The organism is Mycoplasma sp. 1012 (assembly GCF_054343455.1).
In genome coordinates, this window is sequence record NZ_JBTGVG010000002.1 from 28,878 (window position 1) to 41,245 (window position 12,368).

Annotated in this window: 12 protein-coding genes; 3 read left to right on the top strand and 9 right to left on the bottom strand. The window is 23.5% G+C overall.

Annotation, left to right across the window (positions count from 1 at the left end; translation table 4 throughout):
• Nucleotide 1: 1 nt before the first annotated feature.
• Together rnpA and yidC are read left to right on the top strand one after the other, a co-directional pair.
• On the top strand, nucleotides 2–334 hold the full coding sequence (rnpA, locus tag ACXX89_RS00515) for a ribonuclease P protein component (RefSeq protein WP_458557267.1): 333 nt from the start codon (nucleotides 2–4) through the stop codon (nucleotides 332–334).
• On the top strand, nucleotides 321–2,099 hold the full coding sequence (gene yidC, locus ACXX89_RS00520; RefSeq protein WP_458557268.1) for a membrane protein insertase YidC: 1,779 nt from the start codon (nucleotides 321–323) through the stop codon (nucleotides 2,097–2,099). Before rnpA ends, yidC begins: the two co-directional genes overlap by 14 nt.
• 99 nt (nucleotides 2,100–2,198) lie before the next feature.
• On the opposite strand, the gene ACXX89_RS00525 is transcribed toward yidC, so the two are convergent.
• From ACXX89_RS00525 to hrcA, 4 genes are read right to left on the bottom strand one after another with little or no spacing between them, the layout of a single operon-like run.
• A complete protein-coding gene (locus ACXX89_RS00525) occupies nucleotides 2,199–3,302 on the bottom strand; it encodes a 3'-5' exonuclease (RefSeq protein WP_458557269.1) in 1,104 nt (367 codons plus the stop codon).
• On the bottom strand, nucleotides 3,302–4,912 hold the full coding sequence (argS, locus tag ACXX89_RS00530) for an arginine--tRNA ligase (protein WP_458557270.1): 1,611 nt from the start codon (nucleotides 4,910–4,912) through the stop codon (nucleotides 3,302–3,304). Before argS ends, ACXX89_RS00525 begins: the two co-directional genes overlap by 1 nt.
• A gap of 1 nt (nucleotide 4,913) precedes the next feature.
• Nucleotides 4,914–5,579 (bottom strand): nucleotide exchange factor GrpE, encoded by a 666-nt coding sequence (locus tag ACXX89_RS00535; RefSeq protein WP_436358731.1) that lies wholly within the window; start codon nucleotides 5,577–5,579, stop codon nucleotides 4,914–4,916.
• A 24-nt stretch (nucleotides 5,580–5,603) separates the two neighbouring features.
• Nucleotides 5,604–6,596, bottom strand: a complete 993-nt coding sequence (hrcA, locus tag ACXX89_RS00540) for a heat-inducible transcriptional repressor HrcA (protein WP_458557271.1) — start codon at nucleotides 6,594–6,596, stop codon at nucleotides 5,604–5,606.
• A 792-nt stretch (nucleotides 6,597–7,388) separates the two neighbouring features.
• Between hrcA and ACXX89_RS00545 the strand changes: the two genes are divergently transcribed.
• Complete coding sequence (locus ACXX89_RS00545; protein WP_458557272.1) at nucleotides 7,389–8,288, top strand: Abi family protein; 900 nt, start codon at nucleotides 7,389–7,391, stop codon at nucleotides 8,286–8,288.
• A 173-nt stretch (nucleotides 8,289–8,461) separates the two neighbouring features.
• Here ACXX89_RS00545 and ACXX89_RS00550 read toward each other — a convergent pair whose 3' ends face one another.
• The 5 genes from ACXX89_RS00550 to ACXX89_RS00570 form a co-directional block, all read right to left on the bottom strand.
• A complete protein-coding gene (locus ACXX89_RS00550; RefSeq protein ID WP_458557273.1) occupies nucleotides 8,462–9,262 on the bottom strand; it encodes a hypothetical protein in 801 nt (266 codons plus the stop codon).
• A gap of 72 nt (nucleotides 9,263–9,334) precedes the next feature.
• Nucleotides 9,335–9,760: a hypothetical protein gene (locus tag ACXX89_RS00555; RefSeq protein WP_458557274.1), complete on the bottom strand. Its 426-nt coding sequence runs from the start codon at nucleotides 9,758–9,760 to the stop codon at nucleotides 9,335–9,337.
• A 122-nt stretch (nucleotides 9,761–9,882) separates the two neighbouring features.
• Nucleotides 9,883–10,785: a hypothetical protein gene (locus tag ACXX89_RS00560; RefSeq protein ID WP_458557275.1), complete on the bottom strand. Its 903-nt coding sequence runs from the start codon at nucleotides 10,783–10,785 to the stop codon at nucleotides 9,883–9,885.
• A gap of 205 nt (nucleotides 10,786–10,990) precedes the next feature.
• The gene (locus ACXX89_RS00565) at nucleotides 10,991–11,875 is read right to left on the bottom strand and encodes a hypothetical protein (RefSeq protein ID WP_458557276.1); all 885 of its coding nucleotides are present in this window, start codon (nucleotides 11,873–11,875) and stop codon (nucleotides 10,991–10,993) included.
• Nucleotides 11,876–12,013: 138 nt separating this feature from the next.
• Nucleotides 12,014–12,346, bottom strand: coding sequence for a hypothetical protein (locus tag ACXX89_RS00570; protein ID WP_436358721.1), 333 nt, complete (start codon nucleotides 12,344–12,346; stop codon nucleotides 12,014–12,016).
• Nucleotides 12,347–12,368 lie beyond the last annotated feature (22 nt).

Here is a 12,368-nt window from a genome sequence, read left to right on the forward strand (position 1 = left end):
TATGAAAAAAGAAAATAGACTTAAGAAAAATTGAGAATTTCAAGAAGTAATAAGTTTAAAACAACAAATTATCACAAAAAACTTAATTTTATATTATAAAAAACATAAAAATTTTCAAATTGGTATTTCTGTTCCAAAAAAATTTGCAATTGCTGTAGAAAGAAATTTTTTTAGACGTCAAATTAAAGCGATAATTTCAAATAAAGTGAATTTTATTGATTTACCTTTTCAAAATGTTTTAATATTAAGAAAAAGTTTTTTATCTTTACCTTTTTCAGAAAAAGAAAAGGAAGTAATAAAAATATATGAGAGGTTAAGAAGTGGAAAAGAATAAGCAAAAACCAAAATCTTATGACTTCTTCACCGGTAATAATAATTCTGAAAAGAAAAATATTTGAAGAAAAATTTGAAAATGATTTAAAGTTTTAATTTATATATTTATTTTCGGAGTTACTTTAACTGGTTGTATTCAATCATTCGCAATTAAAACTTCATCACATGCAGGGTCTGGGGTGGAATTCTATAATTCAAAAGAAGGAATTGCTCCAAATGCTGTAGTTTTTGAAAAACAAACCAATAAAGAAGGAAAAGAAGTTTTAAATATCAAAAAAAATAACGACAACTTTTACGTTTCTAACCAAGATAAGGAAAGAAAAGATGTTATTGAAGCTTTAAAAAAACAAGCTGAAGGTAGTTATGGACAATGAGGTAATTACAATACTTTAATAGTTTATCAAAGTGATAAACCAGTTGAAGGGCAAAGTAGTTATCAATATCCAAAGGGAGATAATGGAGAATTATTATACTTCAATTCCACAACTGAAAACTACAATCAAAAATTTAATGATTGAAAAGAAATAAAATTATTAAGAGAGTTTAAGGATAATATAAAATTAACTCACAATGCAAAATATGTAAATGAAAAAGATCCTTTTATTTATTCATATTTTGAAACGGTTAAAGATTATATTGTTCCAAATGAAGATTTTATAGAAAATAATAATAAATTTGCAAGAGATGTAATTCATTATTTAAATAATCAACTTGTAAATTTTGACAAATATAATAATAACAAATTAGAAAACGCTATTAAAGAAATAGAAGAAAAAGGTACTGGTGCTTCTGAACAATCAATATCATTAGTTAATGATTATTCAGCAAACTTGCGTGAAATTTTAAAAGCAACACATTATACAAAGATTGGTGATGGAATTGTTGCTTTTGAACCAGGAACTGCAAAAAATGCATCAGATTTATTATCATATAAAGGGGCAGAACCTCAAAAAATAATTGTTACTTGAGGTGATGCTTGACAGCTTGGTCCTTTCTATGGATTATTTATATGACCGATGTCTAAATTAATGGCTGCTCTATTGGATTCTATGTCATTAGAAGGACTTCAAGGATGACCTGCTATTATCACTATAATAATTGCTGTTATTCTTACTAAATTACTTTCATTTGCATTTAGATTTAAAACTTTATTTAGTCAATCTAAACAACAAGAAGTGCAAGCTAAAAAAGCAAAAATTGATGCTAAATATGCACCTCATAAAGGTAATAAGCAAATGGAAGCAAGACAAAGACAAGAGATTGCAGAATTATATAAAAAGAATAATATAAGTCCTGCTGCTCAATTCCAAGCGTTACTTATAACAATGCCTATATTTGTTGCGATGTGAAGAATATTACAAGGATTACCGGGTATTAAAGCAACAACGTGATTAGGAATAAACCTTGCATCGACTTCTTATCAAGAATTATTTGCAGGACAATGGATTTACTTACCAATCCTTTTATTTACTGTTATAATTCAATTATTCCAACAGATTCTACCAAGAATTTTAAACAGAAAACAAAACAAACGACTTATCAATGCAGCAGAGTCGCAAGCGCTGAAAAAACAGCAAAAAACTCAGAATTACACTATCATTTTATTTGTTGTATTTGGAGTTATTTTCCAAGCATCCTTACAAGTTTATTGAATAGTTGGAGGGGTGTGAGAAATAGGACAAATTCTTTTTGTTCACTACTTCCAAAGAACTAAAGTATTCAAAGAAAAAGTTCGTCCTTGAATTAATAAACCAAAGAAAATTTAATAAGGTAGCAATACCTTATTTTTTCTTAATTAAAAAACCGTTTTTACCACAATATAGGGCAAAAACGGAATTTTATTTTAAAAAAGATATGTACTTTTACTAATTACCTTTTAATTTTCAAGTACCATCATTTAGTCTTTCAAAATCACTAGTAACAGTTAATAATCTGTATAACTCACCACGTTTTTTTTGTAAAACTAATTCTTTTTCTTCGTGTGTAAATTCACCTTTTTCAAATCATTTTTTTTGAAGTTTATTTTTTACAAAAGTAAAGATATCTTCAAATTGCATATAGCTTTTTGTTGATAAAACTTCTACTGATAAACTGATCATTGTGTCCATTTCTTGCTCCTTATTTTTTATTTTTTCTCATTTTACATTTTTTATAAAAAAATTACATTTTCCTACACTTTTCTTTAATTTATAATCTCAAACATAGTCAATACAACCTCAACCGATGTATTTTTGTATTAATTTCTTACCACAAATTATACATTGTTTATAGTCAAATATACATTTATTTAAAAAATATTTTCTTTTTCATTCTTTTAATTCTTTATCTTCTCTATTGTTTACAATGGCATTTTCAAGTCTTTCTTTTGCATTAATCAACTCTTCAAACACTAGAGTTTTATTATAAACTTCAAAAGTTATTATGCAATCTTTGAGTGCTCTGTGAATGCCTTGATTATCTACTGAAAATAAATTTGACAGAAAATTTAAAGAATAAGAATCTGTATTAAAGAAAACTTTATTAAATGATTGAAAGTAAAAACCAATATCTATCATTTTGTTAGGTAATTTTTCTAATTCACGAGATTTATAAGATTTCTTTATTGTACGGAAATCATAATGCATTCCATTAAAAGCATAAAGATTTAAATCCTCAATAAAAATTTTAAATTCGCTTAAAACCTTTATTGCATCTTCACCTTTTTCTTTTATTTCTTTGTTAGAAATATTATTGTATCAACTTATAAAGTTATTTACAAAATCAGGTGGTTGTTTAATTATTTTGGAAAATGTATCAACAATTTTGTTGTTTTTAACTTTGATAGCACCAATTTCAAGTAGAGTGCCAACATCATCACAACCTTCTAAATCAAAAATAACATAGCTATCTTTAAATAGATTTGGTAGTTTTTTGGATTTAAGAATATCTAAACGTTTTTCTTCAAATATTTGTTTATTTAAAGTTTCCATTACATTCTTTCTGGGGTAGAAACACCAATAAGTTTTAGTCCAGTTTCTAGAACAATCTTAACAGCTTTAGAAAGTGCTAATAAACTCTCTTCATTATCAGAATTTAAAATTTTAGAATTTGAATAAAAAGAGTTAAAGTCTTTAGCTAATTTAATTAAATATTCGGGCAGTAAGTGAATTTTGTAGTTACTGCTAATTTTTTTAATTAAATCTGGAAAATCTTTTAAAGTATTAACTAATTTAATTTCATTTTCATTACTAAAGTTTGAAGCAAATACTTCTTTATTATTTGCTTTACTAATTAATTTATTTGCTCTAGCATAAGCATATTGAATCATAAATACAGGGTTTTTTTGACTACTTTCTAATGCTAATTCTACATCAAAGTCTAATCCTGAATTTTCTGTTCTGTCAATCATAAAGAATCTTACTGCATCTTTACCGACCAATTCAATTAATTCTCTTGCTGTAAAGGTAATTCCTTTTCTTTTGGACATTTTTAACTCTTGTCCGTTTTTCATTAATCTAACAATTTGACAAGTTAAAATCTTTAACTGTTTTTGAGAATCAAATCCTAATTGATCAATTGCAATTTCCATTCTTTTTATATAACCAATATGATCAGCACCTCAAATATTAATTAATTTAGTAACGCCATCGTTTCTTGTTAATTTGTCATTATGGTATGCAATATCTGGTAAAAAATAGGTAAAAGAACCGTCTTTTTTGATAAGAACTCTGTCTTTATCATCTCCATATTTTGTGGTTTTTAACCAAAGGGCACCATCGTGTTTATAAGTATTTTTTAATTTCTGTAAAGCAAGTTTGATTTTGTTATCTTTATAAAGAGTTTTTTCACTAAAAAAGTTGTCAAATTTAATTCCAAAAAGACTTAAATCCCTTTTAATTTGACCAAGCATTATAGCTGTTGATGCTCTCTTAAAAAAATCTCTGGTTTCTAAATCATTAATAGAACTATTTACGTATTTATCTTTATAGTGTTTAATTATTACGTGAGCAGCCCATTTTATATCACTACCTTTATAATAATCTTCTTTAAATTCTACTTTTTTGCCAAAGTGTTGCAAATATCTTGCAAAAACAGATTCAGCAAGTAGATCAATTTGATTTCCAGCATCATTAATATAATATTCTTTTATAACTTTGTTACCAGCAAATTCTAAAATATTAGCTAATGTTGCACCAATTGCAGCCCCCCTTGCGTGCCCAAGGTGTAAAAAACCAGTAGGATTTACAGAAACAAATTCTAAGTTAATAAATTGATTTTCTTTTTGTTTTCCGTAATTTTGATTTAATTTTAAAATATTATTTACTTCTTCTACATAAATATTATTTTTTACGAAAAAATTAATAAATCCAGGTTTTGCTACTTCTATTTTAGAAATAGAATATTTTTCTTTGTTTATTTTGGAAACAATTAAATCAGCAATCTCTAAAGGATTTTTATTTAGATCTGATTTAAGAGTCATTGCTAAGTTTGTTGAATAATCACCAAATCCCTTGGATTCAGTTAATATAATATTTTTTTCAATTTTTAAATCATTTAAAACGTCTTTTAAAGATTGAATAATTTGTTCTTTTGTATTCATTCTATTTACCTACTACTACTGAAGCAGGTTTGATTACTCTATCATAAAGTTTATAACCATTGCTTTTAACACTAATAATTTTATCTTTTAGTTGTTGGTTACTTTCAAGTTCAAAAACTTCGTGGATTTCTGGATTGTAACTTTCACCAACAGAAGGTTCAATTTTTGTAATACCAAAATCTGCAAAAATTAATTCAATTTGTTTTAATAACATTGAAAAACCTTTAACATAGTTTTGAACTGCAGAGTTATCTTGTTTTTCTCCTGCTTTAATTGCTAATTCAAAGTTTTTTAATGGAATTAAGAATGATTCAAAGAATTTTTGAATTCCATATTTTTTTATATTAGTTAGTTCTAGTTCATATTTAGAAGATGTTTCATCTTTATGTTTTTGAATTTCTTCTTTTGCTTTTTGTTGAAGTTCAATTGCTTTTTGTTTTAATTCTTCGTTATTTTTATCTAATTCTAGTTTGAGTTTAGCAATTTCTAATTCTAAAAGAGAGGTTTTAATTTTGGTTTTTTCTTGTACAGAAACAGAGTCATCTTTTTTATTATTGTAATTTCTTTTATATCTAAAATTTCTTTTTGTTCTTTTGTGTTTAACGTTTTCAGTATTATTGTCTTTTGATTCAACTTTTTCTTGTTGTTTTTTAATATCTTTTTCCATTTCTCTCCTTAAAGTAATATAAAGTTATATTTCTTTTTTGAGAAATTTTTCCAATAGATTAAGTGCTGCTAAAACTTTAGAATAATCTAATCTTGTAGTTGGAGCTACAACACTAATTTCTTTATTTATATTCTCGTTTTCAAGTTTTTTAGAAATAAAAACAGCTTCTTGTGATTCAATTTGAATTTTTATGTTTTTTTCTTCATCCAATTTATTTTCAATAGTTTCTCAAATTGATTTTTTTTCTATTAAATCTAAAATTTCACTTAATTTTTCTCTCGATATATCTCTAGATAAAATTAAATTATTTTTATTATAAATTTTTGATTCAAATTCATTTTTAAAATTAAAAATATTTTGCATAAAGGTTTTTAAAACATTATCTAAGTTTTTTATTTCTTTAGTCAATATTGGAACTAAAATTTCTACAATTTTTTGGATTTCATTTAACGCCACATTAATTAATCTTTCTTTGAAAATCCTTATAGCTATTTTTATGTCTTCTTTTTCTACTTCATTTGAAAAAGAAACTATTTTGTTTTCTACTTTTCCTGTTGAAGTTACTAATACAATAACTCCCATAAAGTTATCAATTGCAGTGAATTGAATAGATCTTAATCTTTCAGATCCTAAGGGTTCTGATGTTATAACGGTAATACCGACAAATTCTGATATTAATTTTGCTGCTTCTTCAAGTGTTTTGTCAATAGATATTCTTCTTTTAGCAAAAATATCGTTTAGTTTTTGCTCTAGATCTGCATCGGTTTGTGAAGTTAAATTTTTAGCATAATATTCATATGCTTTTAAAGTAGGAATTCTCCCACTGGAAACATGAGATTTTTCAAGAAAACCATCTTTTTCAAGTTCAGCCATTATGCTTCTTATTGAAGAAGAAGAAGCATTAATTTTATATTTTTCTTTTAGTGATTCTGAACCGATTGGTTCCCCTGTTTCAATGTAACTTTCAATTATAAATTTTAAGTAAGATTTCTTTTTAGCGGCGCTCTTATGTTCCATAATAAAAATTATATTCTAATTTCTTTTTTTTACAAACTTTTATTAAGGATTTTTATTAAAACAGAAATAATTTGTCACCCCAATTACCAATATAAAATGTCACTTTTTATAATTATATGTTAATTGAATGATATCATAAATTATCAATTGTATAAATTTAATCATTTTACTTACAACATCATTTTTTTATTATAGAAGAGGGACATTTTGATTGATAATTTATAAAAAAATAATGTAAAAATTTAGTAAGTAAAATGTAATTAATTGGAGTATTCAAAAAACGTTTTACCGTATAAAATGGGCATAAACGGTTTTTTCACTATTTAAACTGGGAAAGAAAAAGAGTTTTATTTTTTGATAAATTATGAACAACTATTTTATAAAAAAATCTTTTAATAATTGTTATAGGTGAAAAATTATCTTTCTATTTTCCTTTAGCATATCTATTAAGTATTTATTAACGTTAATACTTTTGTTGTGTTTGACTTATTATTGCAAATAAGTATTATAAAAGTAATAAAAAAACACTATCTAATAGTGTTTAATTATCTTGTATGCACAAGCCGGTTTTCCTATATTAAATTTATTATAACACAATCTCCCAAAATATTTAAAAAATTTTTGTAAAAATTATAAAATATTATTATGAGTAAAAAATTTCTTACTTATAAAGACCAATTGAAAAAGTTAAAAAAATAAAAAAATATAATAATTGACATTGAAGAAAATAAAGCAATAGAAATTTTAAAAAAAGAAAATTATACAAACGTTTTCTCTTTTAATAAAGAATGGTTGACAGATTTTAATAGTAAAAATGAATTAAATATAACCAACAAAAAAGAATTAAATGTTAATTTTTTATTACAATTTATTAAAAAAACAATAAGAAATAAAGTTAAACATCTTTATCCAAAAAAAATTAATTTCTCTTATTTGGTTAAATATAGAGCAAAAGAGAAAAAATTGTATACTTTTTTATATAATAAAATTAGAGATATAGAACTTGAATTAAAAACAAAAGTATCTTATTTTATAGGTAAAAAGGTTAAAAATAATACAAATTGGATAGAATGACTTTATAAAATATCAGATAAAGAAACTGAAATTTCTTTTGAACAATGAAAATTTAAAAAATTTAATTCTTTTGAGATAAAAAATGAGACGTTTAATGCCAATATTTGATTTGCTATTAATGTTTTAACTTTAGGAACTATTACTGAAATTATAAAAACTATTTTATCATCAAAAGATGAAGAAATAACTTTTAATATTAAAAAAGAATTTTTATTTGAAATTTTTGATAAAGATAAAGTAGACAAAATAAGCAATGAAAAAGAATTAAAAACATTTTTATATAACCTTAACAATTTTTTCTTTCCAATATTCAAAAGATTAAGAAATTCAGTAATGCATTTTGAAAATATTAATGCTTTTTTTCAAAAAGAAAGAATACAAATAATAAGAAAATCAAAAAAAGAGAAAAAATACATTTTATTTAAAAATACAAATAATAATAAAAAAGCAGAATTTTTATGAGATTTAATGGAATTACAAGAAAATAAAAAACAAAAATTAAGAAAAAGTATTTTTAAATATGTTCATTTTGGTTTTTACATTTCAGAAGAAAACAAAGGAAGAAAAGAATATATAGAAGTTAAAATATTTGATGCTTTAATTTGATGATTTAATTAAAATGAAAAAAAGGTAGTGTAAGATATTTTGTGTAAAAATTTAGCAAGGAAAATGTAATTATATTAAGTATTAAAAAAACGTTTTTATGCATAAAACAGGCATAAATGCTTTTCAGTGAACTTAAACTGGGAAACAAAAAAATAAAAAAACTCCATTAATTATGGAATTTAAATTTACTGATTTTCTTTGTTTTCTTCAATAACATTTACTTTTAATTCTTTCACACGTTTAAATCCGAAAATGGTTAAAATAAATGAGAAAAATATTGATAAAATAAAGTAAAGTTTTGCTGTTTGAAATTTCTCATATTTAAATTTAGATAATCTTATTGATATTATTAATTTAAATACAAATGAAGTTATGCTAATAGCGATAAAAGTTAAATAAAGAAGAGTTATCAAGATGAATGATATTACCATTCCTATACTGTTATTTAAAGATGAAGCAATTATAAGCATTGCTACACCAAAACTAGAAAACACTAAAAAACCAAAAGAAATAAAATCTAAAATTAAGATAGTTCTACTCATTTTTTTGATTTTTGTAATGCTTTTATTTGTTTCTTGATTTACTTGTATATCTTCTTCTTCTTCTTTTTGTTCTTGCACTGCTTCTTCATATTTATCAATGTTGTTAAATGTTAAAAAAGTAAATAATAGACCAAAAAATATAGATAAAACAGCAAATAATTTAGCATTCTCTAATTTTTTAGATTTTAAAGTAGACAGTTCAACGCATAATATAACTTTAAAAATGAAGGTAGCATTTCCAATAAGTGTAGCTATCACAAACAGAAGTGAAGCAAAAATTCTATTTATTTTATTTACAGTTCCTATTGTAGAAACATCAAATAAGTCATATATTGAAGTACCTGAAAATATTTGAACGATACCTGCTGCAATGAAAAATCAAGCAACAGTATCAATGATTAAAGTGTTTCTACTTATTCTTTTTACTTTTTGAAGTTGATTCATTTAAATCCTTTCTTTTATAAAATTTATATATTTAAATTTTACTCTTTTATAATAAAAAGTATTTAACTATATTTATTTATTTTCAGTTATGTAATTTGGTTCTTCAAGTTTTTTTATATAAACAAAACCTAAGATTGTAAACAATAATCCAAAGAATATTGATAGTATAAAGAATATTAGAATTGTTTGAATTTTGTTCATTTCAAAATTAGATAATTCAACACAAATAATAATTTTGAAAACTAAGGTAGCAAGTCCAGTACCAGATGATACGACTATAAGCAAAATTGCTAAAATAAACGCAGCACCAAAACTAGCAATACTTGCTGACTGGTCTGGTTGTGCTTTGGATGGTGAATAATAACCAAAAGCATTTACAGCAAAAATACCGCCAGCTATAAATATGATAACACTTATTACAAATAAGGCAAAAGTTACAATTTCTAATATAAGAGCAGTTTTGCTAAAATTTTTTAATTTTTCTAGATTGTTTTTCATAAGTTCCTCCTATATTTATATTTTACTGTTTTTATTTAATAAAAAAGTAAATATTAGTGAATTAATATTAATTTAGATTTAAAAAACTTGTTTATACTAAACACAAACAAGTTTTTTATGATTTAATAGTTACTAGTCTTTGATCATTCTTTTTTGTGTTTTTTCACATATCTATAAGCTAATGCTGTAAATACGAGTCCAAAAAAGATGGATATAATGAAAAATATTCTTGATGTTTTTAGATGACTTGCTTTAAAGTTAGAAAGTTTAGTTGCAGAAATTATTTTGAAAACAAAAGTTGTTATACAAAGTCCTATATAAACAATGAATAATATTATCACAAAAACAAAACCTGCTCTTGCTTTTTGTGCAGTCAGTTCAAAAGATGAATAGTAAGTTGGATCATAAGATAAAGAATTTTTATTAGCATCAGAAACAATACTGTTAATAATTAAAACTATAGTAATAGATATAATTTGAATAACAACAATAGACATTATTTCAAATATTAAAGTTAGTCTGGTTGCGTTTTGTAATTTAAAAAGTTCAAAACCATATTCATAACCTTTTATACATTTTATACATTGACAATCTTTCTTTATTTTTTGAATATTTATTTTTTCTTCTTGTGCTACTTCGTGTGGATATTCAAAAGATTCAAGTTTTTTGTAACCCATGAAAGTAAATATTATTCCAAAGAAGATTGATAGTACATAATACAACTTAGCATCTGCTAATTTTTTACTATATAAACTTGGTATCCTTCTACTTATCATTATTTTGAAAACCAAAGCAACTAAACCTACAATTAAACTTATTAGTGCAAATAAACTTAAAAAACTCACTTTTATTATGTCTAAACTATTTTCAAATAATTCTTCATTTTTGTTAACAAGAGCTTCAAAAATGTAGTTTATTTGAAAATTTATGAGAATACCTGTTGTTATTCAAACTAAAACAAAACTAATTATATCCATAATTAAAGTTGTCTTTCCAAATTGTTTTATTTCCTTGATTTCACTCATTTTGTTCCTTTCTTATTCTTTTAATTTTATTACTTTTCCCAAAAAAAAAAAAAAAGTTGATATAGCAAACAACTTTTTGCAAAATTTTGTGTTTTTAAGGCAAAAATACAGGAATTGTGAGCTTTTTTTCAAAAAATACTTCTTATTTTTTTTAAAAAAAGAAACAAAAAACTTGTTTATATTAAATACAAACAAGTTAATTTTTTTAAGCTAAAGTTTCTTTTTGGTTATTTACTTTATAATAATTTTTTATATGCACAAATCCAATAATTGTAAAAATAATTCCAAAGAAGAAAGATAATATATAAAATAATTGTGTTGTTTTTAATTTATGTTCTTGGAAATGGGAAAGCTTTACACAAATAATTATTTTAAAAACAAATATTATAATTGAAAACGCTCCACTAATAGCAAACAATACTATAGCAAAAATAACTCCGCCTGCTAATTTTGTTAAATCCAATTTATGTGTTTCAAATGAGTTGTATCCGTATGGATTATAATAATTATGATTATCATTACTTGCGTTTAAAATAGTATTAGCAACAGAGATAACAACAATCAAAGTTGCAATAAAGATTAAAATTGCATTAACTATTTCAAAATTTAAAATGAATTTATTTATTCTTTTTATATTAGAAAGTTCTAAACTTTTACCATATGCTTCAAAAGTTTCCAAATTTATTTTTTCTTCTGTTTTTTGTTCTTCCTGGTATTGAAAATTGTCAAGCTTGTTGTAAGCTATTAAAGTTAATATTACTCCAAAGAAGACTGATAATACATAATACAATTTTGCATCTGCTAATTTTTCACTGCCTAAATTTGATATTTCTGAAATGATCATTATTTTAAAAATAATAGATATGAGAAAAATTATTGTATCTATTATAAATAATGTAAATATAATTAAATTCTTTGTCTTTAAATAAGACGGATAGTTTATTTCTCTATATGGTTGTCAATAACTTGTTTCCAAAATATTAGAAAGCAAAAGATTTAGAATAATTGCTATAAAAATTAAAGAAAAACCAATTATATCTATAATTAAAGTATTCTTTCCTAATTGCTTTATTTGTTTGATTTGATTCATTTAATTCCTTTCTTTTTACTTCAATTTTATTACTTTTTGCAAAAAAAAGTTGATATAGCAAACATTTTAGGGAAATAAAAATTCCTAATATAAAGGAATTTACTGTATTTTTAGGAATTTTCAAGTTTATACATATTTTTAATCTATTTCTGCTATTCATCTGTTTGTTAGAATAAATGCAGCTATTCAAACAAAGGGAATAACTGCAGCAAGAATTCAAGCAGTTTTAGCTTTTGCTGCACTTGGGTTATTAAATATAACTGATAGTTTTAATGTTAATAAAACTAAAAACACCAAATAAGTAATATAAATAGCAGAAGTTACCAATAAAAACAAACCTTTGAAAGCTAGTGCTCATAAATTAAAAAATAAGAAAGAAAATGTTATTAAAAACATTAAAACTATATTTACTATTGATAATATGAAACAAGTTAAATTATTTTTTCTAATTTGTTCTTTTTCAAATGACATTATTTTCTCCTTTCAAGATTTA